This is a genomic window from Arenibacter hampyeongensis (assembly GCF_002909255.1).
In the GTDB taxonomy this organism is placed as follows: Bacteria; Bacteroidota; Bacteroidia; order Flavobacteriales; family Flavobacteriaceae; genus Arenibacter; species Arenibacter hampyeongensis.
On record NZ_PIOB01000001.1, the window covers coordinates 1074782 to 1091812 of the forward strand.

The window sequence follows — 17031 nt, forward strand, 5'->3', positions numbered from 1 at the left end:
TTATCGAACAATAATCTTATTTTGTAGGGTAATTCTTAATCCTTAAGTGGAAAATATGAAAAAAAGCATACTCATGCTATTTATGGTTGTTGTAGGGCAAATTTTGTCTGGACAGGTTTCTGATCTGGAAAAAAATGCTTTAATAGACCTTTATAACAGTGCTAATGGTGATTCTTGGACCAAGAGTTGGGATCTGAACACAGCTGTTTCTTCTTGGGAGGGTGTCAATATTGAGAACAATAAAGTGGTTTCCATTAATTTAATGAATAATAATCTTAGGGGGAACTTACCTAATTCTATTGGTGACTTGGTTAATTTGAAGATATTGAATCTGGCTTTGAATGAGATTGGTGGGGACATTCCTTCAAGTATAACCAAATTAGAAAAATTGGTGGTGCTAAGGTTGGGAAAAAATAAAATTACCGGTTTAATTCCAGAAAATATTGGAAATCTTGAAAAGCTTGTGGTTTTGGACCTTTTTTACAACAACCTTTCTGGAGAATTGCCAATTGGTATGGGAGATATTAAAAAGCTAAAGGTAGTATTACTTTCACATAACGGGTTAAGTGGTGCAATCCCTGCAACATTTGGAAATTTAAAATATTTGGAGAGGTTGGAGTTGGCCGATAACGATTTTAGTGGTGTAGTGCCCGAAAACTTGGATAAGCTTACCCATTTGAAAATGCTGGTTTTGGCAGAAAATAATTTTAGGGGAGACTTTCCAGAGGATATCTTAAGCCTACCCAATCTGCAATTGGTACAACTTCAAAATAACAAATTTGGTAAACATGATTTTAAAAGTGATGCCGCTAAAGATAGGTTGGCTCTTTTTGATTTTGATGGGAATAAGCTTAGAAATTTTGATATAAATAAATTGAATACCGATAAGGATATTAGAACCGCTGAAACGCGTTTTGAGGATGGAGTTAACTAAAAAATATATGGATATGTTAAAACGAAAATTGCAAAATGCCGGATTTCTGGTGCTGCTTATGTTTTGTATAGTATTTACTAGTGTGGTTAATGCCATGGTTCCAAAAAGCGAGACAAATGTGTTATTGGAACTTTACAAAAGTACAAATGGGCAAAAATGGAATACCACTTGGGATGTCAATGCCCCGGTAAACACTTGGTACGGTGTAACCGTGCAAAATGGCCATGTGGTGGAAATTAACCTTTTTAGGAACAACCTGGAGGGTAGCCTACCTGAAAGTATAGGGGATTTAAAACACTTGGTACATCTAAACCTGGCCTTCAATACTATTAGTGGAGAGATTCCAAAAAGTCTTGCAGAGCTTAGTAAGTTGGAAGTTTTAAAATTGGAAATGAACAGGATAGAGGGCGAAATACCTTCTGAAATTGGAAATATGAAATCGTTGGTGAAGCTGTCCGCTTTCAACAATTTCTTATCTGGAAAAATACCCGAAAGCCTAGGGAATATTCAAACTTTAAAAGAGCTGAATTTGTCTAGCAATAACCTTACGGGGCGCATACCAAATTCTTTGGGAGAGTTATCCCAACTGGAGAGCTTGGGACTTTTTGAGAATAAACTGTACGGTTCCATTCCTGGAGAATTGGGAAAATTGGGTCAATTGAAGGAGTTGGTCTTGGCCAATAACGATCTTGGCGGAGAAATTCCAAAGGAGTTTGGACAATTGTCCAGCCTTCAGATTCTTCAAATTCAGAACAACAATATATTCTCATTTGATAACATGGACAATATGAATTCAAGTCAGTTCCTTGTTTTCGACTACGATAAGGTAGAAAAAGAGAATAAGTATAAAGATTTTGATGTTATTAAGACTAGAATGGCGGATACGAAGTTTGAGGACGAAATGGAAGAATAGTAAATATTTATAAATAAGTTGGTTTGGTTAGAGGGAATACAATTTGTATTCCCTTTTTTTATGCAATTATGTTAATTCGGAACTTTAAGATACATTTAACAAAAGGCCCTTAAACTTATAGATAGTTTTGCAGTCAAACCAACTTACAGCCCTTTTATGAATTCAAGAAAAATTGTTTTATCTATTGTTGGGGTCGTCCTTATAATAGGCTCCATTTTTGGCGCAAAATATATTATCAACAGTAAAAATACCCCAAAGCCGCGACCAGAAAAAGTGGTAAAAACGGTCGTTGTTGAAACTGTCATAAATGGTAATGTCCCGATTATTGTTCCCGCAAACGGAAATCTTGTGGCCAAAAGAAGGGTGGAACTCTACGCAGAGGTACAAGGGGTTTTTAAGCCAGGTAAAAAATTGTTTAAACCGGGGCAGGAATTTAGGGCTGGGGAAATGTTGATTCAAATTGATGCTGCCGAATATTATGCCAATGTCCAATCTTCCAAAAGTAATTTATACAATTTAATAACCTCCATAATGCCAGACCTTCGTTTGGACTATCCGGAGGTATTTGGTAAATGGCAAACATTTCTTGCCAATTTTGACATAAATAAAAGTATACCCCCTCTCCCGGAAATGTCCACGGAAAAGGAGAAATATTTTATATCCGGAAGAGGTATTTTGACCAATTACTATTCCACAAAGAATTTGGAACAACGTTTGGCCAAATATGCTATAGCGGCACCTTTTACCGGAGTACTTACAGAGGCCCTGGTCACAGAAGGCACCTTGGTTCGTTCCGGTCAAAAATTGGGGGAATTTATCAATACCAATGATTATGAGCTGGAAGTTGCGATAAGCAAGACCTACAGTGATTTACTAAAGGTAGGTGAAGTGGTTGAGCTGAAAAGTATAGACCAGGCCAAAACCTACAAAGGAAAAGTTGCCAGAATCAATGGGCGTGTAGATTTAACTTCCCAAACCATAACGGCCTTTATTGAAGTCAAAGACCCGGACCTTAGGGAAGGAATGTACCTAGAGGCCAATCTCACCGCAAGGGAAGAGGTTGATGCTATTGAAATAAACAGAAGTTTGCTATTGGAGAACGACCAAATTTTTATTGTTAGGGACTCGGTTTTGGATTTGATACCGGTTAACCCTGTCTATTTTTCGAATAATAAGGTAGTGCTCAAAGATGTCCCGAATGGCTTGACGATTTTATCCAAACCGGTAATGGGGGCCTATTCCGGAATGTTGGTGAAAGTATTTAAAGATCAAGAAACCAACAATCAAAAATAATGAGGAATATTATAGCCTATTTTATTAAGTACCATGTAGCCGTAAATGTAATAATTGTGGCTTTCCTTATTTTTGGTATCGTTGGGGCACTTTCACTTAAATCGTCATATTTTCCATTAACAGACTCCAAGAACATCACTATAAATGTTACCTATCCAGGTGCTTCTCCCCAAGAGGTGGAAGAGGGTATTGTACTCAAGATAGAGGATAACCTAAAAGGTCTGGAAGGGGTAGACAGGGTTACTTCCACTTCAAGGGAAAATAGTGGTATTATTAATGTGGAGATCGAGAAGGGCAGGGATATAGATTTTATGCTCTTGGAAGTAAAAAATGCCGTAGACAGGGTGCCTTCATTTCCAACAGGTATGGAGCCGTTGGTGGTCTCCAAACTGGAGACCGTGAGGCAAACTATTAGTTTTGCCATAAGCGGTGAAAATATAAGTTTATCGGCCTTAAAACAAATCGGTAGGCAGATAGAGAATGATATAAGGGCCATGGAGGGTATTTCCCAAATAAGTATAACAGGATACCCGGCAGAGGAAATAGAGATTGCCGTGAACGAAAATAATCTTTTGGCCTATAATGTTTCGTTTGAAGAGGTGGCGCAGGCGGTCTCCAACGCTAATATTTTGGTTACGGGGGGTAATATAAAGACCAATGCAGAAGAGTTTCTGATTAGGGCCAATAATCGGTCGTATTATGGAAGCGAGTTATCCAATTTAGTGGTAAGGGCAAATTCTTCAGGGCAAACGGTACGTTTAAAAGATGTGGCCGAACTTCGGGATCGGTTTTCAGAAACTCCCAACACTACATATTTTAATGGGAATCTTGCTGTAAGCGTTTCTATCACCAGTACCAATACGGAGGATCTTATAACCTCATCTGAAATGGTCAAGGCCTATATTGAAGAATATAACCAGAAACATAACAATGTACAATTAAGTGTTGTAAGTGATCAATCGGTCACATTGAACCAACGGACCCAACTGTTGACGGAAAATGCTATAATGGGAATGATTTTGGTGCTTATTTTTCTTTCCTTATTTCTTAACACACGCCTGGCATTTTGGGTGGCATTCGGATTGCCAGTGGCTTTTTTGGGAATGTTCGTCTTTGCGGGGTTCTTTGATGTAACCATTAATGTTTTGTCGCTTTTTGGAATGATTATCGTTATTGGGATTCTGGTGGATGACGGTATTGTAATTGCCGAAAATATTTATCAGAACTACGAAAAAGGCAAACCCCCTATACAGGCAGCGGTCGACGGTGTTATGGAGGTGTTGCCTCCAATAATATCAGCTATTATTACCACGATTTTGGCTTTTTCAATTTTCCTTTTCTTGGATAGTAGGATCGGTGAATTTTTTGGGGAGGTTTCAGTGATCGTAATACTTACCCTGGTGGTTTCCTTGGTAGAGGCCCTTATCATATTACCGGCGCATTTGGCCCATTCAAAGGCACTGCAGCCCATGGATAATAAGCCCAAAAAAGGATTGGCAAAGATTTTTGCAAAATTAAGGGTGATTAACGAGTGGGGCGATAGTTTTATGGTGTGGATGCGCGATAAGTTATATGGTCCCTTATTGCGATTTTCTCTTCGCTATAAATTGCTGATGTTTTCCATATTTGTAATGCTACTGTTTTTAAGTTTTGGCTCCATTGGTGGGGGTATCATCCGAACTGCCTTTTTTCCACGGGTGGCCAGTGATAGGGTATCTGTAGATTTGCTAATGCCCAATGGGACAAATGAAAGGGTAACCGATTCAATTATCAGATTGATAGAGGAAAAGGCAAAAATTGTGGATCAAGAGCTTAGCGAAAAATATTTAAAGGGCACTGGCAAACAGCTGTTTGAAAACATGATAAGAAAAGTAGGGCCGGGATCCTCTACAGCTTCATTGGATATAAATCTCTTGCCAGGGGAAGAGCGGCCCGATGCAATAATTTCGGATTTGATAACCAACAGATTACGGGAATTGGTGGGTCCGGTTATTGGCGTGGAAAGCCTTATTTATGGCTCTGGGGGCAATTTTGGGGGTAGCCCCGTTTCTGTCTCACTGCTGGGAAATAATATAGAGGAACTAAAAGCAGCAAAAAAAGAGCTTAAGGCCATTTTGGAAAATAATGCCTTGTTAAAGGATGTGGCAGACAATGATCCTGCAGGAATAAAAGAAATACGGTTGGAACTGAAGGAAAATGCCTATTTAATGGGGTTGGACCTAAGAAGCGTAATGAATCAGGTTCGAGCCGGTTTTTTTGGAGCACAGGCGCAGCGATTTCAACGTGGCCAGGACGAAATACGGGTGTGGGTCAGGTATGACCGTGCCAGTCGTTCGTCTATCAATGATTTGGACGATATGAGGATTACCACTCCAAACGGAAGTAAGGTGCCTCTAAAGGAAATTGCCACATACGTCATAGAGCGGGGAGATGTTGCCATTAACCATTTGGAAGGGCAGCGTGAAATTCAAGTCTCTGCAGATATTAAGGATGAGAAGACAACCAGTGCCACAGATATAATGAATGATATTAGGACTGTAATAATGCCAGATATCCATTCTAAATATCCCACGGTAACTGCCTCCTATGAAGGACAGAACAGAGAAACCAATAAACTGTTTGGGTCACTAAAATTTGTTGGGCTTACTGTTTTGATGTTGATCTATATTACCATAGCCTTTACCTTCCGAAGTTTTAGTCAACCCCTAATGTTAATTGTTCTAGTTCCTTTTAGTATCACTGCTGTTGCATGGGGCCATTGGATTCACGATTTCCCCATTAACGTTTTATCCATGTTGGGAATAATAGCCCTTATAGGTATAATGGTGAATGACGGTTTGGTGCTTATTGGGAAATTTAATGGCAATCTGAGGGAGGGAATGAAATTTGATGACGCCATTTACGAGGCTGGTAAATCGAGATTTAGAGCTATATTTTTAACCTCCATAACCACTATTGCAGGATTGGCTCCCTTGCTAATGGAAAAAAGCCGTCAGGCCCAATTCCTTAAGCCTATGGCTATATCCATTGCTTATGGTATTGGATATGCAACGGTTCTGACCTTATTGATGTTGCCACTTTTCCTAGCATTTAGCAACAAGATTAAAGTAGGTTCCAAATGGTTGCTTACCGGTAAAAAAGTGACCAAAGAGGAGGTGGAAAGGGCCATAAAGGAACAAGAGGAAGAAAGTCATATGCAAAATTTTGAAAAACATGAGCAGAATGGCCAGTCACCTGAATTTACAACATCGTTAGAGGATGAAATTGTAATATCTAACGAATTGGAAGACAATAAATAATGGGATATAGATATTTAATTGCAGCCTTACTAATGGGAATTTGTGGGGATTTAAGCGCACAAGATAAATTATTGTCCAAGGATGCTGCAGTGTCATTGGCCTTGGAAAACAATTTTGGCATTAAGGTAGCCAAGAATCAATTGGCCATAGCCGACAATAACTCGGGCATCTTGAACTCGGGTTATTTGCCCCGACTTACTGGAACGGCCGGAGCCACTTATAACGATTTCAATAGTACTACAGAGTATCCTGGACAATTTGAATCCAATGGAGATCCCAGACAGGATCTGGAAATTAAAAATGCAGAGTCACAAGTGTATAATGCAGCACTTAGTTTAAACTATACCCTCTTCGACGGAATGGGCAGGCTTTACAATTTTAGACGTTTAAAAGAACAGTATCAGTTAACAGAGCTGCAAGCCAGGGAAACAATTGAGAATACCGTTCTTCAGCTATTTAGTGTCTATTACGAAATTGCTAGGTTGACCGAAAATGAGAATGTGTTGCGGCAGGCCCTGGAAATCTCCAAGGACAGGATTAAAAGAGCTGAATATTCTTTTGAATATGGCCAAAACACAAAATTGGACATCCTTAATGCGCAGGTAGATGTAACCAACGACAGCATTAGTTTAATGAACGTGCAACAGAACTTGGCCAATACCAAGCGGGATTTAAATGTAGTGCTAAATCAAAACCTCAATGAAACCTTTGTGGTGGATACCTTGGTGGGTTTTATCCCAAAATTACAGTTGGAGGATTATATTGCCCAATCAAAAGAAAACAATATAGCCATACTTCAGAGCGATAGGAATTTGGCTATAAACGAGTACGATGTTAAAGTGAACAGATCGGGATATTTGCCAACCTTAGGGTTGACTGGTTCCTACGGTTGGAATTTAAACCAAAGTGCGGCAACTTCATTTCTCCCTGGACAAATTATTCCTGGAAGCAATAGGAATAGTTTAAATCTAGCATTGGGCGCCAACCTCACATGGAATTTATTCGATGGTGGCGGGACAACAGTGAGGGTAAAAAATGCTAAAATAGCCTATGAAAATCAAGAACTGTTCAAGGAACAGGTAACACTTGAAGTTGACAGGGATATTTTAAACGCCCTGGGAATCTATGAAAATAGGTTGCAGATATTTAAAATTCAGGAACAGAATGTGCTTACCAATCAGAATAATTTTGAACGTTCCAAGGAACAGTTTCAATTGGGAAGGATAACATCCATAGAATTTAGGCAGGCCCAAATAAACCTGCTGAATGCACAGACCAATAAGAATTTGGCCAAATACGACGCCAAATTGGCAGAATTGCAACTGTTACAATTAACGGGGCAGTTGTTATCCGTGGAATTCTAGAGGTGCTGCGTCTCCGGTCCTATGGGAAGAAAGCTAGTTTTTGTAGCTACTAGGATTAAGTAATTAAACAACTGGCCCATGTACGAACATTTCTTTCAATGTCCCTATTGTTGGGAAGAAATATCTATGTTATTGGACCCGTCCATAACAAGGCAGACTTATGTGGAAGATTGTGAGGTTTGTTGTAATCCCATATCGGTTTCCCCGGTTTTCAATGATGGGGAGCTTATTGGGTTTGACGCAATGGATCTTGGCCAATAAGAGTTAACTATGTATCAATAAAAAACAGCCTAAAATAACTACTTTTAGGCTGTTTTTTGGTCTAAAGGGGTATTGGGTTAGATTTATTTCTTAAAATCCCCAGCGTTTATCACTGTCCAATTTTTATAAGGTTTAATATATTTTGTGATGGCCTTGTTTACGTCGTTTACGGTCAAATTTTTCACCTTTTCTTCCAAAGTTTTTTGGAAGTCCATGGTGCGGTTATAATAAATGTTGTTGTTTATTAGGCCAGCTAGTTCGGCATCTTTGGCTCTGGAAACATTTTCCTCCTGAATCCAACCGTTTACGGCATTCTTCAATTCTTCCTCGGTAATACCGTCTTTTATAAAACGCTCCAATTCCTCCATAAATCCCTGTTGTACCTTGGTATAGTTCTCAGGTGCATAAATGGCGTATATGTACATGGCCGAATTTTGGTCATCGGCATTGAAATCGGCTTGGAATCCAGCACCTGCACCATAACTAACACCATCCTTCTGTCGCAACCTATCGGCAATCCTTGAATTTAGAAAACCACCACCCAATATGGTAGCCGCCATGTTCAATGCAGCATAATCCTCATCGTCCTGACTAATGTTAATATTCAGGTTTCCAAGGGTCATTGCATTTTTTTTGTCAGGGGTAAGTATGTCCTCGTTAATATCCCTAGAATCACTAAAGGGATCCTTAATTCGCTCGTAGGCTTTTTTACTCTTGTAGTTTGCAAATTCTTTTTCCATATAGGTTTTTAGCTGCATGGGTTGCATATCCCCTATGCTTACCAAAATAGACTTGCCCAGGCCGTAGAAATCTTTATGAAACTTCCTTATGTCTTCAATGTTTGTTGCTTTAATGGCAGCTTCTTCCTCTTCCACGGACATGGAGTATAAGGGGTGGCCTTTAGGAAAGGTGTTATTTATTTCGGACAATCTTTTGGAAGCCAAAAATTGTGGTTCTGTCTTATTACTTTCCAGATAAGCCAAGGATTCGGTTTTTAATTTCTCCAATTCCGCTGCCTCAAAGGATGGGCTTTTTAGCATTTCGGTCATTAAGGCCAAGGTAGCCATGAGGTTTTCTTCGGTGGAAATGACATTGGCATAAACATTACCGTTACTGGCTCTAAAGGATATCGAAGATTTTAATTTGCTCAATTCGTCCTCTATCTGTTGCCTTTTTTTGGCGAGGGTACCCTTGTTCAGCATACTGGCCGTAAAGGACGGAACAACGCCTTTGTTGGTCAAGGATTCTGCGTTGCCATTTCTAGTGCTAAAACTAACCCTTACTGTTTTGCCTCGATTACCCTTTTTGATAATTCCATACTCAATTCCGTTGGAAAGCTTGCCCATATCCAATCTGGATTGAATGGCATCATAGGAAACATCGAAGGCTTCACCTGTGCCCATATCTTCTTTTCCCTTGTATTCGGCTACCAAGGCATCCAGATTTTGAGTATGCTCTATCTCTGCTCTTTCAGGTTGTTTGGTAGGATTAAATCTGCCAACGGTTCTATTCGTGTTGATCAAGTATTTTTTGGCGACCTCATTTACTTTTTCCAGGCTAGCATTTTCAATTCTATCCCGTTGAATAAATGCCAATCGCCAATCGCCTGCCCCGATAAATTCGCTCATATAAGTCCCTAAATAGGATGAGTTTCTAAGAATTTGATCTGTTTGCTTTAATAGATTGGCCTTGGCACGATCTAATTCATCCTGGGTAATGGGTGTAGTTTTTATGGCGTCCAAAGTTTCTCTTAGTACTTTTTCAGCTTCGTCCGCATTCTTATCCGATGGCACATCTACATTAATATATAAAAAACCTGGCTCCTTGGTAAAAGGCGAAAAAGACCATATGGAAGAAGCCTTATTGGTTTCGACCAGTGCCTTATAGAGTCGGCCCGAAGGTTCATCCGCCAAGGCATTTTCTATTATGGATATGGCGGCATAATCCTCATGGGAGCCCGCTGGGGTATGGTACATGGCAGCAACGATTTGCAGATCGCCAACACGGTTGAGATGTACGGTCTTTTCCCCATCCTGCGCAGGTTCTTCGGTATACGAATCTCTTATTGGAATAGCGGGTTTCTCAATTTCACCAAACTTCTTTTCAATAAGGGCCAATGTTTTATTTTCGTCGAACTTGCCGGTGACCATTAGAATGGCATTGTCCGGACGGTAGAATTTTTTATAAAAGGCCTTAAGATTATCAATGGGAACACGTTCAATGTCGGACCTGTTTCCAATGGTGCTATTGCCGTAGTTATGCCATAGATAAGCTGCACTGATTACCTTCTGCATAAGTACCCTGGAGGGATCGTTTTCCCCACTTTCAAATTCATTGCGGACCACACTGAATTCCGAATCCAGGTCTTTTTTGGCAATATAGGAATTCACCATTCGATCGGCTTCCAGGTCCAAAGCCCAATCCAGGTTTTCATCGGTTGCATTAAAGGTTTCAAAATAGTTGGTTCTATCAAACCAAGTTGTGCCGTTTGGTCTGGCTCCATGGGAGCTTAACTCTTTGGGGATGTCAGGATGGTTAGGGGTGCCTTTGAAAACCATGTGCTCCAATAAATGGGCCATTCCCTTTTCTCCGTAACCTTCGTGTCTAGATCCTACAAGATAGGTGATGTTAACCGTGATGGTCTGTGAAGAATTGTCCGGGAATAGAAGCACTTTAAGTCCGTTATCCATTCTATATTCGGTTATTCCTTCTACCGAAGCAACTTTCTTTAATTGTCCATAGGATATACCGCTAATTATTAACCCGATCCAAATAAGCGATAAGATTTTCTTTTTCATGCTATTGTAATTTTATGTTGTTCAATAATACAAAAATTACAGGGTGTTTTAGGAGTTAAAACCGTAGAAATTTTGAGTTTTGTAGTTATAAATAAGACTTTGGGATGGCTCTTTTAAAAAATAGTAATATTTTTATGCGATCAACCTAAACTGATATTATCAATGCTTAGAATTACCTCCAGAGTATTTAATTTTCTCTTAGCTGCCTTTTTGCTAATTTCCTTGGGATCTTGTAAGTCAGGAAAAGCAGTTACAGCTGGGCCCGATAAACAAACACATACTGCAGAAGTATTTACAGAAAATATTCCGGTCACGGATATTTCCTTTGAAATGGTGCTGATTCCCCAAGGGAAATTTACCATGGGAAGTCCAGAGAGCCAAGTCAATAGAAAGGCTGATGAAGGCCCATTGAAAGACGTTGAGTTGGACGCCTTTTATATGGGCAAATATGAACTTGGTTGGGAGGTTTTTGAGTTGTTCTTTAAACAAAACAAAGAATTGTTCCAGACCTTGGACGCCGATAAGTTAAATAATATAGATGCCATTACGAGGCCTAGTCCTCCTTATGAGGATCCTTCCTATGGTATGGGCAAGGTTGGTTATCCGGCAATAAGTATGTCCGCTTATTCCGCTTTAGTATTCTGTAAGTGGTTAAGTACCGTTACGGGCAGGTTTTATAGATTGCCAACAGAAGCGGAATGGGAGTATGCCGCCAAGGCCGGGACCAATACCGCTTATTCCTTTGGAGATGATCTTACAAAATTGGACGAATATGCTGTGTATTATAAAAACTCCAATAATCAGTATGCCAAGGTGGGAACCAAAATGCCCAACCCTTGGGGACTATATGACATGCACGGTAATGTCTCCGAATGGACCCTGGATGAGTATAAAGAAAATGCCTTTGCCATTACCGAATCCAAGAACCCTTGGGTAAAACCGACCGTAATTCACCCGCGAGTGATCAAAGGTGGTTCATGGGACGATGATGCAAAGACACTGAGGTCTTCCGCGAGAATCGCATCCAGCTTAAAATTGCAAAAGAGGGACCCACAGATTCCAAAAAGCTTTTGGTGGAACACCGATTCCAACTTTATTGGGTTTAGATTGGTGAGTCCAAAAGTACAACCCTCAAAGGAGGAACAAAAACAGTTTTGGCAGACCGTATTGGATGAGTAGGTAAATCCTAATAAAGCACTTTGTAATTAGAACAATAAATTTAACAGATGAAAAATAGACTGTCCTTAATAGCATTATTATTCCTCGTTTTTGCTGGCTATGCACAAGAATCTTACACCTTGGCCAAGGAAAGTGTCCTAAAAATTAATGGTAGTTCTTCAATTCATGATTGGACGGTGACGGCCAATTCAATGAAGGGATCTATTAAAATGGATGCTGGGGCACTTATAAATTTGCTGTTCCAGGTTGAGGTAGCTCAAATAAAAAGTGAACGTGGTGCAGCTATGGACAAGAAAATGCATGCTGCCCTAAAGATGGAAGAACATCCAGAAGTATCTTTTAAATTTCAAGAAATAAAGAAGGACGCTGGTATGGAAAATTCTTTTCATATTGTGGGCATGCTCAGTATTGCTGGAGCTGAAAAAGAAGTGGACATTACATCGAAATTCGAAGAAGTAGGTGGGAATTATGTTTTTAAAGGTAACAAAGAAATAAGGTTGCAAGATTTTAACATGGAACCGCCAACAGCAATGTTTGGACAGATTATAGTTGGCGATAATGTCACTATCGATTTTGATTTGGTTTTTACCAAGGGATAGTGCTGTCTTGGTTGTAGTGGCTTTAAGCCAGGGATGGTGTACTATTCAATTGTTGTAGGCAGCCCTTATTTCTTCAACTGTTCTTCCCGGAAACTTCCTGGAGTTTTCCCAGTGTGATTCTTAAAGATTCTTGCAAAATAGGACAGATTCTCCAATCCCACTTTTTCCGCAATTTGTTTAAGGGAATTATTTGTTGAAAGTAAGAGTAGTTTTGCCCGTTCAATACGTTTGGACTGTATATATTTGTTGGGACGCATGCCAAAATTTTCATTGAAAACCCTGGAAAAATAATCGGTGTTCAAGTGGCAAAAGTGTGCCAGTTGTTTTACCGTTAAATTTTTGTGCAGATTTTCGTGAATGTGGTTTAAGACCATTCCAAATTCCTTCTTCACATTACTTTTTGGGGATTGCGAATGGGCTTCCTTTATAAATCTGGAGAGGAGTATCTCCAATATAGCATGGGTTTCCATATATGCGGAAAGCCCCAATTCTTCGTTTTTCTTTTCAAAATCCATTAAGGTTGGCCTGTTGTCATACACTTTTGGGTTGTTGTTTTCCAACTGCCTATTGGGATTTAATGCTAATATGCGCTTAAAGTAATACAAGTCCATAGGGGTTGCTTCTAGCTCGTAAATAAAGCTGCTAAAATTAAATATGGAATAACCATTTTTTATCTCTTCCAAACAGCTGATATAATATTGCTCGTGGTATTCATCGCATTTATACCTGCCAAAGGTATAACTGGGTATGAGGTATATATGTCCCGACTTTAATTCCATGGCCTCATTGCTGTGATAAACCATGGCACTGCCCTGGGTAATGTAATAAAGCCGGAGAAACGGACTAATAACATCGTCATAGTCCCACAGAGGGTCCAACTTTGCATAACCTACATTTAATAAGTCTAATTTTAAAGATTGAAGTAATTTAGACATAATTAATAATTTGTCGGATTTGGAGTAATGATTAAAATTTAATTATTCAATAAAAATAAAGATTCAACGTCCTAAATTAGTGTAAAAGTTAGGAATTATTATCTAACAATAAAATGACAATGTCGGAAATGTACCATACTTAAACTGATTTGGATGTGAATTATGAATCCTTAAATTTTATCTTTGAAAAAGTATTAAATAGCATGGTGTTATATGGCAATTATTAAGAATCTTTTAGTTTATTCTTGGGTTTTATTGGTTTTATCTTGTAGAGGCCCCGAATTGCCCGAGTTGGTATCTATGCAATATGATAAATTACCAAAGCAGATAGATTTTAATCTGCACGTTAAACCCATCCTTTCTGATAAGTGTTTTATATGTCATGGACCGGACAAGGCTAAAATAAAGGCAGATCTTCAGTTGCATAACCCTAAAACAGCCTTTAAGGAATTATCGGAATCTCCAGGAAAGTTTGCTTTGACTCCTGGGAATCTAAATAAGAGTGAAGTTTTCCATAGAATTCTTTCTGAGGATCCCAACTTTGTAATGCCAGAACCTGATTCCCATCTTACTTTATCCGATCATGAGAAGGCAGTCTTGATCAAATGGATAGAACAGGGCGCCGAATATAAAGATCACTGGGCCTTTATTAAACCAAAGGCCTATGATATGCCCAAAGTTAAGGGCAAGGACCTAGTAGAAAATTCTATCGATAATTTTGTACTGGCCCGCTTGGAACAGGATAAATTACAATTCTCCCCTAAGGCGGACAAGGAATTATTATTGAGAAGATTGTATCTGGATCTAACAGGATTGCCACCAACTTTGGAGGATATGGATTCGTTTATAAAGGACCCATCGCAAGAATCCTACGAGAAAGTAGTGGATAAATTGTTAGACTCGCCCCACTACGGCGAACAAATGGCATTGGATTGGATGGATTTGGCCCGTTTTGCCGATACCCACGGTTACAGTGTAGATCGTTATCGGGACATGTCACCTTGGAGGGATTGGGTGATAGATGCCTTTAACAAAAATATGTCCTATGAGCAGTTTTTAACATGGCAACTGGCCGGAGATCTTATTGGGAATCCAACTCGGGAATCAATTTTGGCTACGGCTTTTAACCGAGTTCATCCTCAAAACATGGAGGGTGGTATTGTAAGTGAAGAGTTTTTGGTGGAGTATGCTGTGGATAGGGCTAGTACAGTAGGACAAGCATTTATGGGGCTTACTGTGGCCTGCGCCAGATGTCATGATCATAAATATGATCCCATATCACATAGGAATTTTTATGAGCTCACCAGTTTTTTCAACAATGTGAACGAGTCGGGACAAATTTCCTGGAACAGTGCTACACCGGTACCCACCTTGATGTTGACTACTGAGGAGGAGGAAAAGGTGCTTTCCTATATGAATAAACTCGTTCAGGAGACGGAAGAGGAGATTAAAAAAGTGGAACAAAAGGAGCTAGCTACCAATTTTGATAAATGGCTTTCCGAAAAACAATATAGATCCATTGAGTCGGAAGGCCCTTCGAACGGACTTACAGCCTACTATGACCTCAATGATCGGAGTTTACGAAATGCCATCGATCCAAATCAAAAGGGAACCATGAAGCGGGAGGGCACCGAAGGGCAAAAAATACATCTTTCGGACGGAAAACGGGACAAAGGAGTTCTGTTGGATGGAGATACATGGTTGGATTTAAGAAAAACCGGTGTTTTTGGGCGTAATGAAGCCTTTAGCGTAAGTCTATGGGCCAATATACCTTCGAATATAGAGAATGGTAATATTTTCCATAAAGGAGATGGCGCCATATTGTACAATTGGCGTGGTTATCATCTTAAGATTGTGGACAACAAGTTGGAACTGATGATGGCTCATACAGCACCGAACAATGCCATTGTAGAGATTGCTAAAAATGTATTTCCAAGGGACCAATGGGTTCATTTCACCATTACCTATGATGGGTCTAGCAAAGCGGACGGCTACAAACTATTTGTCAATGGCAAGGAGATGGAGACCATCGTACAAATCGATAACCTCTACAAGGACATCCTCTTTAGAAACAATAATGAACCGGGTCTACAATTGGGCGCCAGATTAAGGGGAAAAGGAATAAAGGGTTCCGTGGTCGATGAGATACGGGTTTATAAAAGGGATTTATCTGCCTTAGAGGTAATGCAATTGGCAAATGATTCCCAATTGACTGACTTGATAAATAAAGAGGTTGCAAGCCTTGGGGGCAGTGATAAAAAATTATTACAAGAATACTATTTGAAGATGGTCTCTAAGGAAGCCAAATTGCAACAGCGTAAATTAGCCGAACTGCGCAAGAGTTATGTGGATAGTGTGGAAAAGGTAAAGGAGGTAATGGTCATGGAGGAGACCCCGGAACCGGTACCGTCCTATATATTAGATAGAGGGGTTTATAACGCCAAGGGGGAAGAAGTGTTCCCGAATACTCCTGAAGCTATTTTATCCCTGCCAGAAGACTATCCAAAAAACCGATTGGGATTTGCAAAATGGTTATTTCATAAGGACCATCCATTGACTGCGCGAGTTGCAGTGAACAGGTTTTGGCAGCATTATTTTGGCAATGGCTTGGTGAAGACTTCAGAGGATTTCGGGAATCAGGGTGAAATGCCCAGTCACCCGAAATTATTGGATTGGTTGGCTTTGGAGTTTAGGAATTCCGGATGGGACGTTAAGGCATTGCAGAAATTGATCGTTATGTCTCACACCTATCAACAGTCATCATTGGTCAGTGAAGAATTGATGGAAATGGATATTGAAAATAGACTCTTGGCAAGAGGCCCTTCAAAAAGGTTATCGGGAGAGATGCTGCGTGATAATGCCTTGGCCAGTTCAGGATTGTTGAACAAAACCATAGGAGGGGAAAGTGTAAGTCCTTATCAACCAGAAGGATTGTGGAGGGTAAACAATGCTACCTATAAGGAGGATACTGGAGATAAACTATATAGAAGAAGTATGTATACCATCTGGAAGCGTTCGGTGCCACATCCTACCTTAGCTACTTTTGATGCCCCTGCACGTGACGTGTGTACCATTAGGCGACAGGAAACCAATACCCCATTGCAGGCATTGGTGTTGCTCAACGATCCCACTTACATTGAAGCATCCAGAGTTTTGGGCAAAGCTATGAGCAGTACCGAGGATATAGAATTGGCCATTTCCAATGTTTTTAGACAGCTTACTGGACGAAGAATCAAAGGAAACGAGCTACAATTATTGGTGGAACTTCAGCAGAATGAATACAAAAAATTCTCGACCAACATAGACAATGCCAAGGGATGGCTAAATACGGGGGAATTTAAATTGAATAGTGGGGATGATAAAGCATTGGTAGCAGCAAATGCCGTGGTGGCCAATGCCATTATGAATGCTGATCCATGTATCACTAAACGGTAATGTTTTGGGAAAACTAGAATT

Annotated in this window: 11 protein-coding genes; 9 read left to right on the forward strand and 2 right to left on the reverse strand. The window is 39.9% G+C overall.

What is annotated here, in order from left to right:
* The first annotated feature begins 55 nt into the window (after nucleotides 1–55).
* From CWD91_RS04390 to CWD91_RS04415, 6 genes are all read left to right on the forward strand, one after another.
* Nucleotides 56–934, forward strand: a complete 879-nt coding sequence (locus CWD91_RS04390; protein WP_103439695.1) for a leucine-rich repeat domain-containing protein — start codon at nucleotides 56–58, stop codon at nucleotides 932–934.
* Nucleotides 935–947: 13 nt separating this feature from the next.
* Nucleotides 948–1847 carry a leucine-rich repeat domain-containing protein gene (locus tag CWD91_RS04395; RefSeq protein WP_103439901.1) on the forward strand — a complete coding sequence of 300 codons (900 nt, stop codon included), beginning with the start codon at nucleotides 948–950 and terminating at the stop codon, nucleotides 1845–1847.
* Nucleotides 1848–2003: 156 nt separating this feature from the next.
* On the forward strand, nucleotides 2004–3140 hold the full coding sequence (locus CWD91_RS04400; RefSeq protein ID WP_103439696.1) for an efflux RND transporter periplasmic adaptor subunit: 1137 nt from the start codon (nucleotides 2004–2006) through the stop codon (nucleotides 3138–3140).
* Nucleotides 3140–6439, forward strand: a complete 3300-nt coding sequence (locus CWD91_RS04405) for an efflux RND transporter permease subunit (protein WP_103439697.1) — start codon at nucleotides 3140–3142, stop codon at nucleotides 6437–6439. The genes CWD91_RS04400 and CWD91_RS04405 overlap by 1 nt, the downstream gene beginning before the upstream one ends.
* Nucleotides 6439–7803: a TolC family protein gene (locus CWD91_RS04410; protein WP_103439698.1), complete on the forward strand. Its 1365-nt coding sequence runs from the start codon at nucleotides 6439–6441 to the stop codon at nucleotides 7801–7803. The genes CWD91_RS04405 and CWD91_RS04410 overlap by 1 nt, the downstream gene beginning before the upstream one ends.
* A 78-nt stretch (nucleotides 7804–7881) precedes the next feature.
* Nucleotides 7882–8064, forward strand: a complete 183-nt coding sequence (locus CWD91_RS04415; protein ID WP_103439699.1) for a CPXCG motif-containing cysteine-rich protein — start codon at nucleotides 7882–7884, stop codon at nucleotides 8062–8064.
* Between the two features lie 83 nt (nucleotides 8065–8147).
* On the opposite strand, the gene CWD91_RS04420 is transcribed toward CWD91_RS04415, so the two are convergent.
* A complete protein-coding gene (locus CWD91_RS04420; RefSeq protein ID WP_103439700.1) occupies nucleotides 8148–10862 on the reverse strand; it encodes a M16 family metallopeptidase in 2715 nt (904 codons plus the stop codon).
* A 162-nt stretch (nucleotides 10863–11024) separates the two neighbouring features.
* Here CWD91_RS04420 and CWD91_RS04425 point away from each other — a divergent pair, with 162 nt between their 5' ends.
* Nucleotides 11025–12041, forward strand: coding sequence for a formylglycine-generating enzyme family protein (locus CWD91_RS04425; RefSeq protein ID WP_103439701.1), 1017 nt, complete (start codon nucleotides 11025–11027; stop codon nucleotides 12039–12041).
* A gap of 47 nt (nucleotides 12042–12088) precedes the next feature.
* The gene (locus CWD91_RS04430) at nucleotides 12089–12640 is read left to right on the forward strand and encodes a YceI family protein (RefSeq protein ID WP_103439702.1); all 552 of its coding nucleotides are present in this window, start codon (nucleotides 12089–12091) and stop codon (nucleotides 12638–12640) included.
* Between the two features lie 65 nt (nucleotides 12641–12705).
* On the opposite strand, the gene CWD91_RS04435 is transcribed toward CWD91_RS04430, so the two are convergent.
* Nucleotides 12706–13575: a helix-turn-helix domain-containing protein gene (locus CWD91_RS04435; RefSeq protein WP_103439703.1), complete on the reverse strand. Its 870-nt coding sequence runs from the start codon at nucleotides 13573–13575 to the stop codon at nucleotides 12706–12708.
* 213 nt (nucleotides 13576–13788) lie between these two features.
* On the opposite strand from CWD91_RS04435, the gene CWD91_RS04440 reads away from it, so the two are divergent.
* Nucleotides 13789–17010 (forward strand): DUF1553 domain-containing protein, encoded by a 3222-nt coding sequence (locus tag CWD91_RS04440; RefSeq protein ID WP_103439704.1) that lies wholly within the window; start codon nucleotides 13789–13791, stop codon nucleotides 17008–17010.
* Nucleotides 17011–17031 lie beyond the last annotated feature (21 nt).